Genomic DNA, 21,761 nt, shown 5'->3' on the forward strand with positions numbered 1-21,761 from the left:
TCATGGCAACGTTGAGCGCACAGAGCCTTGCAAAGGCGTATAAAGCACGTCAAGTGGTTCGCGATGTAAGCTTATCAGTATCGACTGGGCAAATCGTTGGATTACTCGGCCCAAATGGTGCCGGTAAAACCACTACCTTCTACATGATTGTTGGCCTAGTACCCCTTGATAAGGGCAAAATCAGCATTGATGACAGCGAATTAACCCACGAACCCATGCACGAACGAGCACGTCGCGGAATTGGATATTTGCCGCAAGAAGCCTCGATTTTTAGAAAATTGACGGTGTTTGAAAACATCATGGCTATCTTACAAACCCGTAAAGGGTTAAGTTCAGCAGAACAAGAACAAGAAGCCGATGCGCTACTTGATGAATTTAATATCAACCATATACGTAATAGTACGGGTATGAGTTTATCCGGTGGTGAACGTCGCCGAGTAGAAATCGCACGAGCATTAGCAGCCAATCCGCAATTTATTTTGCTAGATGAGCCATTTGCAGGTGTTGATCCTATATCGGTTAATGATATAAAGAAGATCATTCAACATCTTCGTGACAGAGGAATTGGAATCCTTATCACCGATCACAACGTAAGAGAAACACTGGATGTGTGTGAGAAAGCGTATATTGTGAGCCAAGGCGAACTCATCGCGCAAGGGACGGCAGAACAAGTTTTAAGTAATCAGAAAGTAAGGGATGTATACCTAGGAGAACAATTCAGGCTATAGTTACTGTAACCGAATTGTCACTTTCAGTTTTAAACACGGGTATATTCACAACAAGAGTTTAAAAATAAGACGTAGATGAAACCATCTTTACAGCTAAAGTTCAGTCAACAACTTACCATGACACCGCAGTTGCAGCAGGCAATCAAGCTGCTGCAGTTGTCTACGCTCGACCTGCAGCAAGAGATTCAGGAAGCACTAGACTCAAACCCACTTTTAGAAGTTGAAGAAGGCGGCGATGACCACCCTGTTGAGAAAAACAACATGGATGGAGACGACCCTTCTGTAGAAGCGGCTCCAACTGCATCTAGCGATTCGTTAGAAGCTGGAGATGCGCTTGAAAAGAATGACCTTCCCGACGAGTTGCCAATTGACAGCACATGGGATGAGTATTACTCGGCCTCATCTGCACCCGCTCCAGGTCCATCTAATAATGATGACGACCAACTGTTTCAGGGAGAAACTACCGACAATATTCAAGACCATTTGCTTTGGCAGATGCGTTTAACGCCGTTTTCGGATACCGACCGCGCAATTGCTACCGCCATTATCGACTCAATTGATGAATCTGGTTACCTCAACGTACCCATTGAACAGATTTTAGAGTCAGTGAATTCCGACGATGTTGAAGAATTGGTGGAAATGGACGAAGTTGAATGTGTACTAAAACGTATTCAAATGTTCGACCCTATCGGTTCAGGTTCACGTACTCCGCAAGAATGTTTGCTTGTGCAGCTTCGCCAGTTCTCAGACGATACGCCATGGCTTACTGAAGCAAGACAGCTTATCAACGAGTATTCAGATCTACTTAGCAGCAAAGACTACCGTACGTTAATGCGTAAGAGCCGTTTGAAAGAAGATCAACTTCGCGAAGCCATGCGCTTATTGCAAACGTTGAATCCTCGTCCAGGTAGTGCATTAATTACCAAAGAGCCGGAATACGTTATTCCTGATGTTTCGGTAAACAAAAAGAATGGCCGTTGGGTGGTAGAACTTAACCCCGATAGCCTGCCTAAATTAAGCGTAAATCAGCAATATGCTGCCATGAGCAGACGCTCTAAAAACAGCAGCGATTCGCAATTTATTCGCTCGCATATGCAAGAAGCCAAATGGTTTATAAAAAGCCTTGAGTCAAGAAACGACACCTTGATGAAAGTCGCGAACTGTATTGTGCAGCAACAAATGGGCTTTTTCGAGCACGGCCCAGAAATGATGAAACCAATGGTGCTTAATGATGTCGCAGAAATGGTAGATATGCATGAATCCACCATTTCACGTGTCACCACGCAAAAGTATATGCATACTCCACGTGGCATTTTCGAATTGAAGTATTTCTTTTCTAGTCACGTGGCAACGGAATCTGGTGGTGAGTGTTCATCTACCGCTATTCGCGCACTAATCAAAAAGCTTGTGGCAGCGGAAACGCCCAGCAAGCCATTAAGCGATAGCAAGATTGCTCAATTGTTGGCCGAACAAGGCATTAAAGTTGCCCGGCGAACAATAGCAAAATACCGGGAATCGTTATCGATTCCGCCGTCAAACCAACGCAAAAGCCTTATCTAAAGGCCTTGATAATTTAAGGAAGACGAAATATGCAAATCAACCTTACCGGTCATCATGTCGAAATTACTGACTCTTTGCGTAGCTATGTCGATACTAAGTTCAGCAAACTAGAGCGTCACTTTGATCACATATCTAATGTGCATGTCATCCTGAACGTCGAAAAACTCAATCAAAAAGCCGAAGCCACCATGCACCTTAGCGGCGCAGAAGTGTTTGCTTCATCTCATAATACAGATATGTATGCGGCGATAGACAGCATGATCGACAAGCTCGACAGGCAAGTTATCAAGCATAAGGAAAAGCTGAAAAAGCACTAAATATTAGTATGGAAATTCAAGCCATAGTAAGTTTGGACCGCACCGAGTGTGCGGTTCAATGTAATAGTAAAAAACGTATTCTAGAGATTATTAGCGACATTGCCGCTAAAAATAATCCCGACATCGATCAGGCCACAGTTTTAGCTAGCCTACTTGGCCGCGAACGAATGGGAAGTACGGGTATTGGCAATGGCATTGCATTGCCTCACGGTCGATTGCCGGGTTTAGAACACGTTATCGCCATTATTGTAACCAGTAACCCTGCCATCGATTTTGATGCGCTTGACGATCAACCCGTAGATATATTCTTTGCCTTGTTAGTACCTGAAGAAAAAACAGAGGGTCACTTACAAACACTTGCTACCGTTGCCGGTAAACTAAGTGATAAAGAAACGGTGAAAGCCATTAGGCGGGCCTCCACCAGTGACGACATTATTACGGCTTTAAGCTAATAAAGCACAGCACCATATTTTAAAGGGAGAAATGCAGGTGAAACTGATTATTATCAGTGGTCGATCCGGTTCAGGAAAATCAGTTGCGCTACGTGCCCTTGAAGACTTAGGCTACTATTGCGTAGATAATATTCCGGTTAACCTTCTCCCTACCCTTACCCATACTGTGGTTGATGAATATGACCAAGTCGCGGTAAGTATCGACGTAAGAAACCTGCCCAAAAATCCAGCTGACTTGGTAGAAATCTTAGATTACCTACCCTCGTCTTGGTCTATGACCATTGTGTATATCGACGCCAGCGACGATGTGCTGGTGAAGCGTTTCAGTGAAACACGCCGACTTCACCCGTTAGCCAAGCTCAACAAATCCTTATCTGAGTCGATAAAAGCCGAATCAGATTTGCTTGCGCCTATTGTTGAGCGCGCCGATTTGTATATTGATACAGATAAGCTCACCATCCATCAACTCGCAGAACTTATCCGCGAGCGAATTCTAGGTAAGAAAAGCTCTCGATTAGTATTGGTGTTCGAATCGTTTGGCTTCAAGCACGGCATACCTAAAGACGCCGACTATGTATTTGACGCCCGCTTTCTACCCAACCCCCATTGGGAACCAGATTTAAAGCACTTAACTGGCTTAGACGCGCCTGTGGAAGTGTTTTTGGGCTCTCAACCGGTGGTAACTAAATTCATTTGGCAAATTCAAAATTTAATAACGACCTGGTTGCCTCACTTAGAACGTAATAACCGTAGTTATGTCACCATTGCGATTGGGTGTACTGGCGGTCAGCACCGCTCAGTATTTATTGCTCAATCGTTAGCGAAAACCTTTGGCGAAATGCACCCTGATGTACAAATTCGCCACCGCGAGTTAAACCAGTAATGACCATTGAAAAAACACTGACTATCGTCAATAAACTGGGCTTACATGCCCGTGCCGCCACCCAGTTGGTTCAATTAGCCAATCAATTTGACGCTAAAATCGTGCTGGTTAAAGGCGATAAGAAAGCCGATGCAAACAGTGTGTTGGGCTTAATGATGCTAGAAAGCCACCAAGGTGAACAGGTGAACGTTGTGGTTGAAGGTAATGATGCTGAAGCAGCATTAAACGCCATTGAAACCTTAATTGAAGGCCGTTTTAACGAAGACGAGTAATACTGCGCCTGCCCGTGTTACGATTTTCAGTATAAAGCCGCTTATAATTTCATCATATAAGCTGTAATTGTCTGTCCCCGCTGCGCTTTTGTCATGACAGCGTCATGGCAAGTGCGATATCCTATCGTTATAAAGAATTCCATTTTTAGGCAAAAGCAGTGGCAGAAGCGCTGGTCTCAAAATACGTACAAAGCCAACTCAGGGCACTTAATGGCGCGTTAATTAACGGCCAATTTGTTTCTGTACGTAAGCTTCTGCTGGAATTACCCCCTTCTGATGTTGCACATATTCTCGAATCTAGCCCAAGCCGCACCCGTGACGAACTATGGGAGCTTATTGATGGTGATTTCCACGGTGATATTCTAGAAGAACTCTCTGACGACGTACGTAACGGTATCATCACCAAGATGCTGCCTGCCAACGTCGTAGACGCGTTAGAAGAAATGGATACCGATGACTTAGCGGTTACCCTTAGCAGCCTTCCAGAACCAGTGCTGCAAGACATTCTTGATTCAATGGATGCACAAGACAGAGTCAGAGCTGAGCAAGCGCTGTCTTACGGTGAAGAGACCGCCGGGTTCATCATGAACACCGATACCATCACTCTTCGCCCTGACGTGACCATTGATGTTGTACTTCGTTATATTCGCCTTAAAGGTGAATTACCTGAAAACACCGATACCTTTTATGTAGTGAATCGAACTGACAATTTAGTCGGTATCGTTCCGGTTACGCGATTACTTACCGCAGAAACCGAAGCCAAGGTATCGGATGTGATGGATGAAGAGTCTGAAGCTATTCCTGTTCATATGCCAGATGATGAAGTAGCCAGCTTGTTCGAACGTTATAACTGGTTATCGGCACCGGTGGTTGATGAAAAACACCGTTTAGTCGGCCGAATTACTATTGATGACGTGGTTGATATTATTCGTGAAGATGCCGAGCACTCCATGATGAGTATGGCGGGTTTAGACGATGACGAAGATACCTTTGCCCCCGTACTTCAAAGTACCAAGCGACGCTCAGTATGGCTGGCTGTAAACCTGGTTACCGCGCTAATGGCAGCCATGGTAAGCGATTTATTTGAAGCCACATTAAGCCAATTAGCTGTACTAGCCATACTCAATACCATAGTACCTAGTATGGGCGGCGTAGCGGGTAACCAAACACTCACCCTCGTTATTCGTGGTATGGCACTTGGGCACGTTAATGCCAATAACTCCCGCTGGTTAATTAGCAAAGAAATATCTATCGGTTTCTTAAACGGTGCGATTTGGGCAATCTTAATTGCTTCGGTAATAGCACTTTGGAAACAAGACTACATGCTAGGCATCATTATCGCCTTTGCCATGTTGGTTAATATGATAGCCGCGGCAATGGCAGGCGCTACCTTGCCACTCATTATGAAACGTTTGAAAATAGACCCTGCACTAGCCGGAAGCGTAATACTCACTACCATCACTGATGTAGTGGGTATATTTGCATTCCTTGGCACTGCGACCCTGTTTTTAATGTAAAGCCGCGACAATCGCTTACAGGTTGCTTTAAGGTTATTTAGCTTGGCATCATGATGAAGGCCACCACATCATTTTGATAATCACCCGTTGTCTTATATTCTCTATACCCTTTAGACGCAGCAATACCTATTGCGTATTTCTTCCCTTGGTAATTTATAATACGCGAGTCTTTCTCACCATTAGCTAAGCCTAAAAGAGATGATTCTATCTCAATAACCTCCCCAACGTGTTGAGGGCAACCTTCTGTAGAAGAAATGATCATGCCGTCACGCTGACAAAACATGCCAAAACAGCCCATCAAAGTATGCCCGCTTTCATCTTTTGGTAACGAATCGTTTAACATTTCACTAAATTGTGGGGCGCTATCAAACACAATGCCTATCCCGCCCACAACATTATTTTGTTTTAAGCTGGTAATTGACGCGTTGTAGATGTAAGTGGGCTTGTTATTGTACTGCGGGCTCGGAACGAATCTCGACACCGAATATTTTTGTGAATCTGTACAACTTAACGCATCTATAGCGCCACTATGCGCATCAACTTTGTCTCCAACCACTGACGCATGTTCTTTGTTAGATACCGCGACAATAATGCCATTTTTATCGTAAACGTATAAATTGGTGTAAACCGTGTAGAGGTCATTAATGTAACGAAGAATGTCTGATATTTCCTGTTGGGCATCAGGCGTAACAGTGGGAAGTTGCAAATGCTCTCGAAACGCAGTGGTGAGTGCCCACCAACGACAATCGTTCGCTCTTTCGTATAAGTTTCGATCCATAATATCGACCGCTAAACTTGCGCAAAATCTTACATCACCAAGCCGTGCGCTTATCACGGTAGATTGTAGGTTATCGATAGAATTAGAAAAAATTAACGCTATGCTCTCGCCGGTCGATTTGATCTCAGAAAGTACCGGCATGAATTCAACAGCATTGTTGCGCGCGGCAGCAATAATACCATTCAATACCACTAAACTCAGATCGTCATTGATTAACATCGATGTTTTGAATATTTGCTTCAATTCATCGGAAAAGAGTTTTGAATTAAGTAACTGACAAGAGTCTGTTTGAAGTTGCACGGTATCATTTGAATGCTTGAAAGCGTTAGTTAATGGCGTCATAGCTACGCCCTGCCATGATAAGCCTCTAAAGCCTTGGTATCCCTTGGTTGCCGACGTTGTGGATATAAAGCTATTTTGTTTTATAGTGACTAAGTCAGGGGAACCACACTTAGGTATTTTTTCACCAATTTTGAATTTTTGTGAATGGCTAGTCGCCATGACTTCTCTGTTTTCAGACACAATCATAATGCTGCTAGCGGCACGTTCAGATTGCAAGTTCCTAAAAATAGACTGCATTTCATCGTCGAATTTAAAACATAAACAAAGAACACCTAGGGTTCTTGCATCTTTCTCGTTACTTTCCCTAATCGCGCATGAATAAATTAATGCATTGCGCTTGTGAGGTTGAAGATCTGAATAACGAAAGGTTTCTGTATAGTCATCTTTAGACGATAAGGTTTTCGAAATTAGCGGGTCTTCGCTAAATTCAACCGGATTATCACTGTCCAAATTAGCCTTTACCCGACCCTGCGTATCGAGAAGAAGAATTTCATCATATATACTGTATTTATTTACGTATTCTTCTAGACGATAGCGAATATTGTTAATGTCTTCAGATTGCAAGTCGGTGTTGAGCAAGAAAGCTCGGATATCATCATCAGTAGCCAGAAAGCCTACATCCGCAGTACGTTCAAACAAATTTCTAATAAGAATATCGATAGCGACTTGGGATTTATTATGATCATCAGCCAAACGTTTCAACAAGTGCTCTTTCATCAGGTTTTGAATGAGCTGCCCCTGTAACTCAGAGAATTTCTCTTTGGTACTAAGCATCTCTTGTAAGATGCTATCCGATACATTATGGCTGTTAATTTTACCTATAAGCGAGATTTTGCCCCACCAATGGTTCAAATCATCAAACCTATCGTTGTAGCTGTTAATGAGAGGAATAGCCGCTTGTAATTTTTGTCGGTTGTTTAAAAGTAATTGTTCCACTACTGCACTGCCTATTATTTTTATTTTATGACCAATAGTTTTTGTGCTTGAAGAACGAAATTTCTTTTACAATCTTGTGGTTAGTCGTAAATATACTGTTTGATTTTACAAGGTGTAATGCACTTATTTACCATCCCAATATATTTACGACAATGCAATACAATCGGCTTACACCTTTAGTTTAATATTCAAGCAAACCTGCGGGTATTTGCCTATCGCGGCTCCATTGCTTGGGTGATTGTCCATACATACGTTTGAACTCTCGGCTAAATTGAGATGAGCTTACGTAACCCACATCCATCGCGGCTTCATTCACGTTCATACCACCTACAATTTTCATAGCTGCTGTATTCAACCGCATAGACTTTATAAATTGAATTGGCGACATGCTTGTCGCTTGTTTGAACTTGCGATGGAATACCGCCCTACTCATGCCTACTTGTGATGCCATATCCTCGATGGTGACCGTTTCATCTAAACGCGTTGATAAATAGTCGATGGCGCGAGCAATTTCATTGCCAATCCCAAATGCGCGTCTTGCCGATTCGCCAGCCCCCCCTTTCAATATAGCGTAATAGACTTCGCGAAGGCGACTGTCGCCAAGTACAGCGGTATCCGCCGTATTTTGGCTTAACTGCAATAATCGTATTAGCGCTTCAGCAAAGTCATTGTCCCAATCAGACAATGCAATACTTGGCGGAAACTTAGCCCCTTTTGATTGTCTTTGCATGCCGCAAGCCCGCTCTACTTCCATGGTAAGCTCGGTCATCACACGAGTATCAAGGGAAATGAATACCCCCAACAGTGGATTGTCGGGTGACGCACTAGGCGTGCCCGCCTCTACAGGCATAGACATGCTGCAGCACATGTATTGGTCAGTGCCATAGACATAAGACTTCCCATCTAGTATCGCCTCTTTGGTACCACTGACAATCGCCACTACCGTAGGCTCGTACACCGCAGGTGCACAACGAACCCCTTCGGTCACTCTGAATAGCTGTACACCTTTAACACCGGTTTCAAATAAGCCATCTTCGGTAAGCTTATTCTCGATGAGCGTTTTAATTTCTTGTTTGAACATGATGACGGCACCAAAAGACAGACACAAAACAATAACGATACAAATAGGCATATTTTGACAAATTAAAGTGCCATAAATTAGGCCATTTGATACTTGGTGTATATTTTAGCACAAAGAGCTTCGATCCTGATACGGGCAAAGATACCGAGTTATTCTAACTAACCGGCTCTACTACCATTTGGCATTGGTGTTTCAGGTATGGCCAAACGAGGCGTTAACTTATCGGCGTAGCCAATATCAAACAACATACCTTGGGATACTTCGCCCGCCATCTTTTGCTCGGGTAAATTAACGACAAACAACGCTTGTTTGCCCTTAATTTCGAAAGGGTTTTCACGCTCTTGTTTAATACCCGCAAGAATTGAGCGTTGATGAGCACCAAAATCTACTGTGAGCTTCATCAGCTTTTTAGACTTTTCCACCTCGGCAACCTCGATAATTGTACCTACACGAATATCCAGCTTTTCAAAATCACTGATCTCAATAAGATCTTTAACGGGGGCGTTTTGCATCAGTTCACCTTCAAACTAGTCAATGTTAATAACTATATTAGTAAACTGGGAAAGTAACAGAAAGCGTAGCTAGCTACATATTTGAATGGTAAAGAATAAGCTGACTTCCTGCTAAGGCAGCAGGAAGTCAGAATGCTTATTTAATAACTTTTAAGGTAGGCTTTCCCTTTTTAGGGGGAACGGGTGCATCTGTATTATCAGACGCGTCGACGTCCTCAATAGATGCAGGCCCAGTGGCTTGAGGTTCAGATAGCTTACTTGTTTTGGCCATCTCCTCTTCGGTAGCAAATACAGTACCGGCGCCATTTTCACGCGCATAAATCGCCATAATGGCTTCGCTAGGCATGCTTAATCTTCTTGGTTGGCCACCAAAACGAGCTTGAAAAGAAAGCCCGGTTAGGTCCAATGAGAAGTTCACACATGCACTAGGCGACACGTTTAAAACGATTTGCCCGTCCTTAACAAACTCTAAAGGCACTTCCACCATTTCATTAGTTGCATCAACAACAATGTATGGGGTGAGATCGTTGTCCACTATCCATTCGTAAAAGGCCCTTAATAGGTAGGGCTGATTAGACGTCATAGATGTCATAGTGGGTTGTGGATCTCGCGCTCTTGATCGGTAAGCGATGCTTTAAATGAACTGCGAGAGAAAATACGGTTCATGTATGCATTAATTTCTTTGCTACCTGCGCCATTTAGCTCAATACCTAATGCAGGTAAGCGCCATAATAACGGAGCAAGATAACAATCAACTAAGCTGAATTCTTCGCTCATGAAGTAAGGCAATTCACCAAATACAGGTGCTAGTGCAAGTAGCGCTTCACGTAAATCGTTACGCGCAGCTTCAACATTACCTTCACCACGGAAGATACGAGCTGCTAACGAATACCAGTCTTGCTCGATGCGGTGCATCATAAGACGGCTTTGGCCACGAGATACCGGATAAACAGGCATAAGTGGTGGATGCGGGAAACGCTCATCAAGGTATTCCATGATGATATGCGATTTATAAAGCACCAGTTCACGATCAACAAGAGTTGGAACGGTTCCGTAAGGGTTTAACTCCAACAGATCTTCTGACAGATTACTAGGATCTGTGTAGCTTATTTCAACACCCACACCTTTTTCTGCCAACACAATACGCACCTGATGGCTGTAAATATCAATTGTGTCAGAGAACAACGTCATAATAGAACGTTTATTCGCGGCTACGGCCATTCAATTTCCTCCGTCGAGAAACTAGTTATGCCCGCTAAATCGGGCGAAATTCAAATACTAAAAAAGGGGGCGAGAAGCCCCCTTTTGCTATTATACATAATTCTGTGCGATTAGTGCACTTCTCGCCAGTATTCTTTCTTCAGCAAGTAAACAAATACAAACAGTACGGCAATGAAGATTAGTACCCATTTACCAATACGGTGTGAATCTAGCTTAGCTGGCTCACCGGTGTACTCTAAGAAGTTAACAATGTCAGCAACAGCTTGGTCGTACTCATCTGGAGACATTGAACCTGTACCATCAGATTTGATGCCCACATATTGTTCAACCATTTCGCCGTCAACCATAACTTCTTCGTGCATTTCAGTTGGTGTACCTTGCAAAGGCTGAAGCACATGCGGCATCCCCACTTCTGGGAATACTTTATTGTTCACACCAAATGGACGGCTCTCATCTACGTAGAAAGAACGCAGGTAAGTATAAATCCAATCTTCACCACGAACACGAGCTACAAGGGTCAAGTCTGGTGGCGCAGCACCAAACCAACCAGCCGCTGCATCTTCAGGCATAGCACGAGTAATATAATCAGCAACCTTCTCGCCAGTGAACTGAAGGTTTTCAGTTCCTAGTTCGTCAGGAATACCTAAATCGGCAAACGTACGCTGATAGCGCTGATACTTCATTGAGTGACAGCCTAAGCAGTAGTTCATGAACAATTGCGCACCACGTTGCAACGAGGCCTTGTCGGTTAGGTCGATAGGTGCCTTATCAAGATGCACACTACCACCAGCGGCTAACGCTACACCCGGTAGAAAAAATGCTAAAAAGCACATCAATTTTTTCATTAGGCAATCCTCTCTGGTACAGGCTTAGTTTTCTCGTTACGGCTGTATAGGAACAACAACACGAAGAAACCAAAGTACATAACAGTCGCGATTTGCGACGCAACAATCTTCCAGTTTTCTTGAGGTGTCGCACCTAAGTAACCTAAGAAAACGAACACAATTGCGAACACAATAAGGTTTACTGTGTGTAAACCACAACGATAGCGCCAAGATTTAACACGACCGCGATCTATCCATGGTAAAGCGAACAGGGCTGCAATAGCACCAAACATAGCAAGTACACCAATTAGCTTATCAGGTACGGCCTTAAGAATGGCGTAGAACGGCGTGAAGTACCAAACAGGGAAGATATGTTCAGGTGTTTTCAACGGGTTCGCAATTTCAAAGTTAGGATGCTCAAGGAACTTGCCGCCCATTTCAGGTGCGAAGAACAAGATATACGTGAACAAGGCTAAGAAAATACAGAATGCTACCAAGTCTTTCAGCACCATGTGCGGGAAGAATGGCAAGATGTCATCAGCGATATCATACTTGCTAGTGTAGTACTCATGAATTTGGAACTTAGTCTTTTCTGACTCAGGTAACGAGCCTTTCTTATGCTTAATGGCAATACCGTCTGGGTTGTTTGAACCCACTTCGTGTAGCGCAATAATGTGTAGGAACACTAAAATAACAATAACCAATGGCAATGCAATAACGTGCAGTGCAAAGAATCGGTTTAGCGTAGCACCCGAGATAACATAGTCACCTTGTAGCCAGATAACTAAGTCTGGACCTACAACTGGAATCGCACCAAATAGCGATACAATTACCTGTGCACCCCAGTAAGACATTTGTCCCCAAGGCAATACATAGCCCATGAAGGCTTCAGCCATTAGCGCAAGGTAGATAAACATACCAAACACCCAAAGCAATTCACGCGGCTTTTGGTAAGAACCGTAAATCATGCCGCGGAACATATGCAGATATACCACAATGAAGAACGCCGAAGCGCCAGTACTGTGCATATAGCGAATGATCCATCCGTAATCGATTTCACGCATGATGTATTCAACAGACGCGAACGCACCTTCAGAAGTCGGTACGAAATTCATTGTTAACCAGATTCCAGTAATAATTTGGTTAACTAAAACGATGGTAGCCAAGAATCCAAACACGTACCAAAAGTTCATGTTTTTAGGGGCTGGGTATTGGATGGCGTGCATATTCGCCACACGCATAATTGGAATACGCGCTTCAATCCACTCTAAAAAAGCATTCATATTACACAGCCTCCGCTTCTGAGCCGAGGATGATATTTGTATCATCAACGAACTGATAAGGCGGTACAACAAGGTTCAATGGCGCAGGTACGTTTTGGAATACACGACCAGCCATATCAAACTTAGAACCGTGACATGGGCAGAAGAAACCATCTGGAACCCCTTCAACCACTTCTTCGAAAGCACCATCTTTAAGGTGCTGCGGTGAGCAACCTAGATGCGTACAAATACCGACTAAGATAAGGTACTCTTCTTTCATAGAACGGAAACGGTTCTGGGCAAACGTAGGTTGTTGCTCTGCTTCAGAGTTAGGATCTTTCAGTTTATCTTCGTGAGTGCTCAATTCTTCCAGAATTTCAGGGGTACGACGAACAATCCATACAGGCTTGCTTCGCCACATCACACGCACTAGCTGTCCAGGTTCAATCCCGCTGATATCTACTTCAACGTCAGCACCGGCCGCTTTCGCTTTGGCACTTGGATTCCAGGACGCAATAAAAGGCACTGCCGCTCCAACAACACCTACACCACCAACTACCGACGTGGCAACGGTCAAGAACCGACGACGGGTGTTGTTTTCTGGCTGGTTGTCATTGTGTGCAGACTCTGTTGCATCTACAGATACATTGCTCATCCACATTTCTCCAGGTTCGGATAATTATGATGTATAACCCTAACTTTTACTGGTTTTATCACGTTAGGATCGCCCATCATATGGCTTGTCATGAAGTTAACTCGAAGGCACTTATGTGCTCTTTCGAGAATTCACTAAAGTTTCGTCAAATTTCGACCGCAAATGATAAAAGAAAAGCCCTTATAAACACAAGGTTTTACTGGTATTTAAGCAATAAATTAATCTGGGGTCATTGTTAAGAATTAGTGAGTGATTGGAATAAAATCAAGAATTTGACCGAAATTCGGCCAAATCTCTTAGTTATATTACAAGATTGTTATAAACCTTTGACGCTATAGTACGAAAATATTCTACTTACGATAATCGAGTGCTGGTGCTCTCTGCCCAAGCATGGATTCATAGTTCAACGTACTTTTTCGTTGCTGAAACTCTAGCTTCGCTTTACTAATATTTTTAGGTTCAGCAAAAAGCGATATGGCGGTTTGCGTGATGACCTCACTGGCCAAATACATACCTTTGTAACCAATATCAGTACCACTCATTGCTGACGCCTGCCAAGTATGAGGCGGAGTTCCTTTTACCCAGGTGGCGCTAGATAGTCCTACCGTAGGCACTTGCCAACTCACATCACCTACATCAGTTGATGCCGACCAAACAGTAATCTTTTCATCAAAGGGCTCTGGTGTGCTGTGAGCATTGTGATTAAAGGTCTGCTCGCGGGTACTACTTATTTCGTTAGCAAACTGCTGCTCACTTTTAGTCAAAATAATTGGCGGTGCGGCGTCAATATGCTTGTGCATTAATTTTGATAAGGTCACATTAGGTAATACATTCCATACCCCACCTGTGACTTCCCAATCAACACGGGTTTCAGTGCCAAGTGCTGCACCCTTCGCCGCTTTTTCCAATCTATCCCATAATGATAACACGACAGCAGGCTGTGCTGAGCGCACGTAATAATACACTTCGGCGAAGTCCGGCACTACGTTGGGCGCTGTTCCGCCGTTAGTGATGACATAGTGAATTCTCGTGCCATCCGGCACATGCTCACGCATTAAATTTACCATTATGTTCATGGCTTCTACGCCATCTAATGCCGAGCGCCCTTTATCTGGCGCCGCGGCAGCATGCGCAGCTACACCGTAAAAACGAAACTTACCGCTCTTATTGGCCAGCGAAGATGAGGGTGAAGAACTCGTACTATCTGATGGGTGCCAGTGAAGTGCAACATCTACATCTTCAAATACGCCAGCTTTCACCAAATAAACTTTCCCTGAGCCCCCTTCTTCAGCAGGTGCACCAAAAACCTTCAGAGAACCTTGATTTGGATGGGTATCGAGGTAATCAGCTAAGCTAAGCGCAGCGCCTATTACCCCTCCGGCAAACAAATTGTGTCCACAAGCATGACCTGCGTGAACATGTCCGTTAGTACTAATCGGCTGTTTGTCAGACGTATTTAAAACTCCCATGCTGGGTAGGGCATCCATTTCGGCAAGTAAGCCTATAACAGGCTTATGCTCGCCATCTTCCGTCTGACCTGCTGGACTGTATTGTGCAATGAATGCAGTGGGCATACCCGCAACACCAGCACTAATATCAAAGCCACGTTCAATCAGCGTTTGTTGCATTAACGTGCTGCTGTTGTGCTCTAAAAAACCCAGTTCAGGCTTTTCCCACATGGTTTTTGCAATATGTTTCATTGTGCTTTGATGAGCGAAGGTCACCGCGGCTTTAGAGTCGATACCCGAAACACCTGCCTGCTCAACGCTTTGAGCCTTAACAGCGCCAACAACACTAATAGAGGACATGAGCACTGCGATAGCAAGTTTACGGCGAAGCGCTTTAGGTTTAGTTGTGCATAAATACATCATTATTGCTCACAACTTGCCGCTTCGTCTGCACACGCTTTAATATAAAATGCCTCAGCAGGGGTGGCCATTAACGTATCGATAAGCGTATTAGCCGCATGTTTAGCAACGTAGCGCGTTTTCTCATTCGGCTCATTATCACCGACTTCGTAGGTAACCCCATGCACGTGATAAACATCAGCAAAAAACTGTTTAAATACCCCCTTCCCTGGCGAAGTTCCAGGTTTATCTACGACTTTAAACACGCCTTTTGTTTGCGTTTGCAAGTCGGCTAACCAGCCTACAACCATGTCGCTTGGGGCGATACTTTCATCTACCGGAATGGTATAAAAAACATTGTTATGAGTAGAGTGGAAGTCCATACCCATTACAATTTTCCCGCCAGCATTCGTTATTTTATCCAAATACGTTTTCACTGCTTTGGTCTCTGGTTGAGAGAATACATTCCAATCGCGGTTTAGATCTTTATGCCCAAGGCTATGTCGCCAATGTCCATTAGCTACACCATCCGGGTTTATATTTGGCACTACTAACACATTAAAACGTGACAAAAACGCACTACTTTTAGATGTAGTCGTTAAAAATGCATTGAGAAAAGAGAACATGGCTACCGCACCTGTTACTTCAGGAGGATGTTGGCGACCAACGAAAATAACCCACTCTGTGTTTTCTGGCTTTTCTAAAGCAAACGCAGAAAGCGTGCGGCCTTCGGTAGACTTTCCAATCGTAAATGGCTTAATGGCAAAGTCCTGCTCTGCTTGTTTTAGCCAGTTTGTGTAAACTGAATTTGGAATAGGACGCTGGGCTGCCACATAGAGTGGCTTTTTTGATACGGGTAAAGTTAGTGTCATGCCCTGCTCTGTGGTATCAAACGCGGTTATTTTCCAGCTTTTTTGATCGTAACTCACTTTGGGTAAATACCTTGGTGTATAACCGTCAAAGGTCAGCACTACGTCTACTTTTTCTGCTTGTTTTGACGATGTATCACCTGCTGCGGTAACACTAAAGTAATACCAAGGGCTAGGATTTATGGGCTTATCTTCTGGTGAGAAGCTCAATACATAGGTGCCGTTTTCGTCGACTTCACAGGAATCTAACTTACCGGCTTCAAAATCTGCAGAAAAAGTAACGCCTTCGAATTCACACGCCAATGTAACAGGGGAAGCAAATGCCAGTGCAATGAAAAGTAATCGGAACATGATATCTCCATGAAATAAGCGCCCCCCTAATGGTAGGCGCCTTTTTATGATGTAAAAGTAGGTTAAGTGTTTAACTTAGAATTTATGATTAAGTGTTACGTAGGTATAACGGCCAATCGATGAATGGAGGCTGCTGCTGAAACCAAAGGTTTCATCGGCAAACGGCGGTTCTTCGTTAGTGAGGTTACGCATGCCTACGGTCACTTTCGTTTTTCCGCTAAACAATGCATCTTCACTAAAGCGGTAACTTACGTACGCATCTAACGTTGACCAATCATCAATGACGTAAGTCACTAAATCACCTGAATCGTCGGTATAATTTAAGCTAGTGTCTTCAACATCACTAACGTAACGATATTTAAGACCGGCACGCCATGCATCTTGAGAATAGGTTAGCGATAAATTAGCCCGCCATTCTGGGCGTTCGTTTTGACGAATAAGGTCGCCATCGCTACCAAATATGGCCACTTGCTCCCCTTCGTACAATAACGCTTCGTTTCCCGCTTCTTGCGCTGCAACCACTAGGTCTGTGATATCGTCAGATCCTTGATCGAACTTTCGTAAGTTGGCGGCACTGAGCTTAATGGAAAAATCACCTACTTCAGTTTCAAAACGGTAATCAGCACTGTAATCGATACCAGAAATATCTCTTGGTAGTAAGTTAGTGTAGTCGTTTCGAATATATATAATTTCGTCATTTTCATCACGAACAACATTTTCATTCGCGCTACCCTGGCTACGCAATAATGCGTCATACAAAATTTGCGTTTGGCTATTTAAAATACCCACCGTGTTCTCTTGCTTGATTTGCCACCAATCGACTGTAAGGGTTAACGCTTGGGTAGGCGTAAGTACTACACCAAACGAGTAGTTTTCACTTTCTTCGGGGCTTAAGGTATCACTGCCATTTCGAAGTTCTAGCGTACCGCGATTCGTTTGTGTCAACGGATCGGTTCTGGTATTTGAACGGGCAACATTTACTGCTGTGGTTTGTGGTAACCCTGGCGCTTTGAAGCCCCCTGAATAAGCACCACGAATTAACGCGTTTTCATTTACTGTCCATGCAAGGGCAAATTTAGGTTTAAATACGCTGCCTACGTCAGAGAAATCTTCGTAACGACCAGCCACCTGCAAATTCAAACTTTCAATAAAGGGTTTATCGGCCAGCAATGGAATAGCAAATTCCACATACGCAGATACCACATTGCGACTTCCGCTGGCATCCGGCGTGGGGCTACTTCCTAATACTTGGCTAGCAATTTCAGACGAAGTGCCACCCACTAAGTCACTGAAAAACAACGTGCCGTTCAAATCATCGGTACGTTTGTCGAAAAAACTTTCATAGCGATATTCAATACCTGCGGCAAAACCTACATCACCGGCGGGTAAACTAAATAAATCTGGTCGAGATACTTTGGCATCAATTGAAGCAAGTTCTGTTTCTGACTCCCGCTCAACGTCCACCATAAAACTGTCGATAACACTTTGAGATACCGGCGTATCGTCAACCGTATTAGGGTTAGTCACACTGGCGCCGCTAAAAATATTGTAAGCCGTACTTTCATCGGTACTATTAACCGCTTGTTGGAACAAGGTGGTGTTAATTCGATTTGCGGTATCGATAGTATTGGCTTTTGAATACAACACGGCTGAATCGAAGTCCCAATCCCCGATATAACCCCGAGAGCCTGCCAATAAACGATAACTGTAGTCATCGACTTCGATATCTCGTGGTCCTGTATCAATGGGACGATAGCGACGAACTGTCACATCCTCACCAAAAGGGTTGTAAAATGCGTCAGCCGACACCGTAAAACGCTGTGCTGTTAGATTGCCCGACTGTTCACGAATACGTTTTGCCGTTGCTGAGTAGTAAAGGGCTTCACCGTATATCTCAACATCATCGTTGATTTGGTGATTCACCAATGTGTATAGATTTAACCTATCGACTTCAGAGCTTAAGCTACGCTGTGAGTTTGAGTCGAAGCGCATATCTCGAGGCGTTGATCCAGTAGACGCGCACACATCGCCACTAACGTCTGCCACACAATCGTTGTATGACGCTGGTTCAAGATGAAAGGTGCCTAAACTGCCTGAGAAGAATTCGCCCCATGGCGTTACCGTTGAGCGATTATCTAGTTGTGTATCGCCAACAAAATCAGCAGGCACTTCGCTGAAGTTACGTAAGTCAGAACTGGCGGCATAATCCCGCTCACTCGCCATAACCATATCGCGATGATAGTACCCACCACTAAAAGTAACGTGAGTTTTATCATTATTAAATAACCAACCACCAGCACCTGATAAATTGATTTGGTCACGACCTGTACCCTGACTACTGCCATATTGGGCTTGAACTTCACCGCCTGTATATTTGTCGTCTAAAACATAATTCACTACACCTGATATGGCATCAGTACCGTAAATAGCCGCAGCGCCATCGCGTAACACTTCAACGCGTTTTAGCCCTTTAACTGGCAGCGTATTTGAATTCACAGTAGTGACAGGCACTAAGTTTTCGGCTTGCGTGCCTGGGTGTAGCACTAATCGGCGACCGTTCAACAGCGTAAGCGTATAACCTGTGCCTATACCTCGTAGGTTTACTGATGAGACATCGCCACGTGCGTCGTTAACACCACCAACTACACGCTCGCTATTAAAATTTACGGCACCTTGTTGTGGTAACTCCGCTAAAATTTCAGCGCCGCTGCTTAAGCCTAAACCGTCTATATCTTCAGATGACATCATGGTGACGGGCAATGCGCCAGTATCTTGCATTCCACGGATGTTTGAGCCAGTAACCTGAATACGCTCTACACTTGCTTCTTGTTTTTGAACGTCAGCAGTAACGGGAACGGCAGAAGGGTCTTGTGGTTGGTTTTTCTCTTCGCTTCCAATCGGTGTAACAATATAGGTACTTTTAGAGGTTTGCTTGTAGGTGAAGCCTGTGCCTTCAAGCAAGGTAGAAAGTGCATCTTGCACATCCATACTACCTTCTAGCTTAGGGGCTAGTTTTTGTTTTATTCTAGCGTCTGAAAACAAAATTTGAATTTCACTGTGCTGTGCCAGTGAGAGTAATGCGTTATCAAGTGTAGTAGCTTGAATTGAAAGGTTATCTATTTGCTGTGCTTTTAAGCCTGTGCTTAGTGACAATGCGACACACAGGGCTAACGTACTTGTTGTGGTTTTTGGCAACTTCATGGCTGCTCCTATAGTATTTTAATGTGTTCCCTTTTAGTTAATACGCAGCCAAAAACAAAACCCTCCGCTATTTCTTCACTAATTTTATATTTTCTTCATCTCTTTTCGCTTCTATCGGCAAGGTTGCTTCAAGTGCCGTTAAAATTGCATCGCCATCTGACAGCTTAAAAACGCCACTAATACGCAAATCGGCTACATCCTGACTAATCACTATTTTTTTGCTTCTATAGCGGTTAAAACTGGCAATAACTTTATCTAACCGTTCTTCATCAAAACGTAAGTAACCCGTACGCCAACTTTGCGCCTTTACTACACTATCCACATTTTCTTTTGCGATAAGTGCACTGGTATTATTAAACGATGCGACTGCGCCGGCTTCCAATAACACTTGGGTATCATTTTCCGCTGGCTTGTCGGTGTTCGCCTCTGCCTTTTCTTCTATGGCAACGATACCTTCTTCTACCGCAATATCAAACCCAGCCTGTGACAGCTTAATATTAAACTTCGTCCCTACGACTCTCACCGTTTTGTTTGTGGTATGAATTAGGAATGGACGGGAGCGATCTTTAGCAATATCAAAAAATGCCTCACCCTGTTCTAGCCAAAGCTCTCTGTGCGCTTCGCTAAACTTTATATTAATGCGGGTATCTGTATTCAACGTAATGGTAGAGCCATCGGATAATCCAACATTGCTCACCTCGCCAATGGCAGTGGAATAATTATTGGCAAGCTCACTGTTATCAATACTTTGGTCTGGCGCATTGTGATGCGTGATGAGTAAAAAGCAGAATGATGCTACAACAATAGATGCCGCTAGATAGCGCATGCGATAGAAACGTTTTTCCAACTTTTGGCGCCAGCCTATATGAGGCGCAATGTGAGCAGAGCTCTCCCATACTAAAAGCGCATCGTCAAAAGCTGCTTGATGGGCGGCTTTTGCATCGCACCATGCAAGGATCTCACTTTCTTCTTTAGCTGTCAGTTCACCAGAGTAAAGACGCACAACGTATTCACTTGCACGTTTATTGATTGAATACTGGTTCAAAGCCGTAGCCATTAATCTTGCACCTTATTTCGGATAGCCGTCAGTGCGGCCGAAATGTATTTTTCTACTGTACTAACAGAAACGCCTAATATATCGCTGATCTCCCGATAAGCTTTACCTTCAACTCGGCAAAGTACAAATGCGGATTTGTGATGAGGGTTAATATTTTCAAGCACGTTTTCAATTTCTATGAGTTTCTCAGCTATCCCTGCATGCTTCTCGGGTTCATTGCTCCACGTAGAGTATAGGGTATCAGAAAATGGTTCATGCGCTTCATGAGCACGCACTTTTGCTCGCCGTTCTCTATCGATGATTAAATTGGTGACAACGGTAAACAGAAAGCTTCTAAACGTATCTTGGCGCGCTTCAATCTTCTGAGCCAATCCATCTAGTGAAAAAAGTTTGGCGTACATTTCTTGGATAATATCTTCCACTTCCGGGGAATTAGCTCGTGCCCTTACTCGAATAAATCGACGAAGTGCCGGCTCATGCTCAGAAATGAGATGGTAGAGCGTTGCGTTGTCGCTTTGAGACTGCGCTATAGCTGATTGAGTATTTAAATAAACAACTTTCACACTAATTCTTCGTTCATTTCTGGCCTACCTACTAGTACGCAGTGAAGCATAAATCCCTCCACCTTTTTTCATTTTATTTTTAGCCAGAAAATAAAAAACCCGGCATAAGCCGGGTTTTTTGCATAAAACGTAAAATTAACGTTTTGAGAACTGTGGACGCTTACGCGCTTTGTGTAGACCCACTTTCTTACGTTCAACTTGACGAGCGTCACGAGTAACGAAGCCAGCTTTACGTAGAGCAGGACGTAACGTCTCATCGTACTCCATAAGAGCGCGAGTGATGCCGTGACGAATTGCGCCAGCTTGACCGTTAGAACCACCACCTTTAACAGTGACGTATAGGTCAAACTTTTCCAACATTTCAACAAGTTCTAGAGGTTGACGAACAACCATGCACTCAGTCTCGCGACCAAAGTACTCGTCTAGAGCACGTTTGTTTACTTGAATGTTACCTGAGCCTGGACGCAGGAACACACGAGCGGTAGAACTTTTGCGGCGGCCGGTGCCGTAGTATTGAGTATCTGCCATTTCGA

Annotated in this window: 21 protein-coding genes; 7 read left to right on the plus strand and 14 right to left on the minus strand. The window is 43.9% G+C overall.

Features of this window, described 5'->3' with window-relative positions; translation table 11 throughout:
* The first annotated feature begins 2 nt into the window (after nucleotides 1-2).
* The 7 genes from lptB to mgtE all read left to right on the plus strand — a co-directional run bounded on the left by lptB (nucleotide 3) and on the right by mgtE (nucleotide 5,729).
* The gene (gene lptB / locus R1T43_RS17005; protein WP_063456547.1) at nucleotides 3-728 is read left to right on the plus strand and encodes an LPS export ABC transporter ATP-binding protein; all 726 of its coding nucleotides are present in this window, start codon (nucleotides 3-5) and stop codon (nucleotides 726-728) included.
* 75 nt (nucleotides 729-803) lie between these two features.
* Nucleotides 804-2,288, plus strand: a complete 1,485-nt coding sequence (locus R1T43_RS17010; protein WP_013785360.1) for an RNA polymerase factor sigma-54 — start codon at nucleotides 804-806, stop codon at nucleotides 2,286-2,288.
* 29 nt (nucleotides 2,289-2,317) lie between these two features.
* Nucleotides 2,318-2,605: a ribosome hibernation promoting factor gene (hpf, locus tag R1T43_RS17015; protein WP_013785361.1), complete on the plus strand. Its 288-nt coding sequence runs from the start codon at nucleotides 2,318-2,320 to the stop codon at nucleotides 2,603-2,605.
* Nucleotides 2,606-2,613: 8 nt separating this feature from the next.
* Complete coding sequence (gene ptsN, locus R1T43_RS17020) at nucleotides 2,614-3,057, plus strand: PTS IIA-like nitrogen regulatory protein PtsN (protein ID WP_317350461.1); 444 nt, start codon at nucleotides 2,614-2,616, stop codon at nucleotides 3,055-3,057.
* Nucleotides 3,058-3,094: 37 nt separating this feature from the next.
* A complete protein-coding gene (rapZ, locus tag R1T43_RS17025; RefSeq protein ID WP_041453031.1) occupies nucleotides 3,095-3,940 on the plus strand; it encodes an RNase adapter RapZ in 846 nt (281 codons plus the stop codon).
* A complete protein-coding gene (locus R1T43_RS17030) occupies nucleotides 3,940-4,212 on the plus strand; it encodes an HPr family phosphocarrier protein (RefSeq protein ID WP_013785364.1) in 273 nt (90 codons plus the stop codon). Before rapZ ends, R1T43_RS17030 begins: the two co-directional genes overlap by 1 nt.
* A 158-nt stretch (nucleotides 4,213-4,370) precedes the next feature.
* Nucleotides 4,371-5,729, plus strand: a complete 1,359-nt coding sequence (gene mgtE, locus R1T43_RS17035; RefSeq protein WP_211069851.1) for a magnesium transporter — start codon at nucleotides 4,371-4,373, stop codon at nucleotides 5,727-5,729.
* A gap of 37 nt (nucleotides 5,730-5,766) precedes the next feature.
* Here mgtE and R1T43_RS17040 read toward each other — a convergent pair whose 3' ends face one another.
* The 14 genes from R1T43_RS17040 to rpsI all read right to left on the minus strand — a co-directional run bounded on the left by R1T43_RS17040 (nucleotide 5,767) and on the right by rpsI (nucleotide 21,756).
* Complete coding sequence (locus R1T43_RS17040; protein ID WP_317350462.1) at nucleotides 5,767-7,785, minus strand: hypothetical protein; 2,019 nt, start codon at nucleotides 7,783-7,785, stop codon at nucleotides 5,767-5,769.
* Nucleotides 7,786-7,966: 181 nt separating this feature from the next.
* Nucleotides 7,967-8,866 (minus strand): AraC family transcriptional regulator, encoded by a 900-nt coding sequence (locus tag R1T43_RS17045; protein WP_317350463.1) that lies wholly within the window; start codon nucleotides 8,864-8,866, stop codon nucleotides 7,967-7,969.
* Between the two features lie 158 nt (nucleotides 8,867-9,024).
* On the minus strand, nucleotides 9,025-9,378 hold the full coding sequence (locus R1T43_RS17050) for a tRNA-binding protein (RefSeq protein ID WP_317350464.1): 354 nt from the start codon (nucleotides 9,376-9,378) through the stop codon (nucleotides 9,025-9,027).
* A gap of 136 nt (nucleotides 9,379-9,514) precedes the next feature.
* Complete coding sequence (locus tag R1T43_RS17055; RefSeq protein WP_317350465.1) at nucleotides 9,515-9,970, minus strand: ClpXP protease specificity-enhancing factor; 456 nt, start codon at nucleotides 9,968-9,970, stop codon at nucleotides 9,515-9,517.
* Nucleotides 9,967-10,599, minus strand: coding sequence for a stringent starvation protein SspA (gene sspA, locus R1T43_RS17060; protein ID WP_013785368.1), 633 nt, complete (start codon nucleotides 10,597-10,599; stop codon nucleotides 9,967-9,969). The genes R1T43_RS17055 and sspA overlap by 4 nt, the downstream gene beginning before the upstream one ends.
* A gap of 110 nt (nucleotides 10,600-10,709) precedes the next feature.
* Nucleotides 10,710-11,444, minus strand: coding sequence for a cytochrome c1 (locus R1T43_RS17065; RefSeq protein WP_057793768.1), 735 nt, complete (start codon nucleotides 11,442-11,444; stop codon nucleotides 10,710-10,712).
* Nucleotides 11,444-12,706: a cytochrome b gene (locus R1T43_RS17070; RefSeq protein WP_013785370.1), complete on the minus strand. Its 1,263-nt coding sequence runs from the start codon at nucleotides 12,704-12,706 to the stop codon at nucleotides 11,444-11,446. Before R1T43_RS17070 ends, R1T43_RS17065 begins: the two co-directional genes overlap by 1 nt.
* A 1-nt stretch (nucleotide 12,707) precedes the next feature.
* Nucleotides 12,708-13,340, minus strand: a complete 633-nt coding sequence (petA, locus tag R1T43_RS17075) for a ubiquinol-cytochrome c reductase iron-sulfur subunit (RefSeq protein ID WP_013785371.1) — start codon at nucleotides 13,338-13,340, stop codon at nucleotides 12,708-12,710.
* A 350-nt stretch (nucleotides 13,341-13,690) separates the two neighbouring features.
* The gene (locus R1T43_RS17080; RefSeq protein WP_317350466.1) at nucleotides 13,691-15,211 is read right to left on the minus strand and encodes an amidohydrolase; all 1,521 of its coding nucleotides are present in this window, start codon (nucleotides 15,209-15,211) and stop codon (nucleotides 13,691-13,693) included.
* Nucleotides 15,211-16,407, minus strand: coding sequence for a M14-type cytosolic carboxypeptidase (locus tag R1T43_RS17085; protein WP_317350468.1), 1,197 nt, complete (start codon nucleotides 16,405-16,407; stop codon nucleotides 15,211-15,213). The genes R1T43_RS17080 and R1T43_RS17085 overlap by 1 nt, the downstream gene beginning before the upstream one ends.
* Nucleotides 16,408-16,482: 75 nt before the next feature.
* Nucleotides 16,483-19,608: a TonB-dependent receptor gene (locus tag R1T43_RS17090; RefSeq protein WP_317350470.1), complete on the minus strand. Its 3,126-nt coding sequence runs from the start codon at nucleotides 19,606-19,608 to the stop codon at nucleotides 16,483-16,485.
* A gap of 67 nt (nucleotides 19,609-19,675) precedes the next feature.
* Entirely contained in the window at nucleotides 19,676-20,665 is a 990-nt protein-coding gene (locus tag R1T43_RS17095; protein ID WP_317350472.1) for a FecR family protein, read from the minus strand.
* Nucleotides 20,665-21,228, minus strand: coding sequence for an RNA polymerase sigma factor (locus tag R1T43_RS17100; RefSeq protein ID WP_317350474.1), 564 nt, complete (start codon nucleotides 21,226-21,228; stop codon nucleotides 20,665-20,667). Before R1T43_RS17100 ends, R1T43_RS17095 begins: the two co-directional genes overlap by 1 nt.
* 135 nt (nucleotides 21,229-21,363) lie before the next feature.
* Nucleotides 21,364-21,756 (minus strand): 30S ribosomal protein S9, encoded by a 393-nt coding sequence (gene rpsI / locus R1T43_RS17105; RefSeq protein WP_013785377.1) that lies wholly within the window; start codon nucleotides 21,754-21,756, stop codon nucleotides 21,364-21,366.
* Between the last annotated feature and the right edge of the window lie 5 nt (nucleotides 21,757-21,761).

The organism is Alteromonas sp. CI.11.F.A3, assembly GCF_032925565.1.
Classification (GTDB): domain Bacteria; phylum Pseudomonadota; class Gammaproteobacteria; order Enterobacterales; family Alteromonadaceae; genus Alteromonas.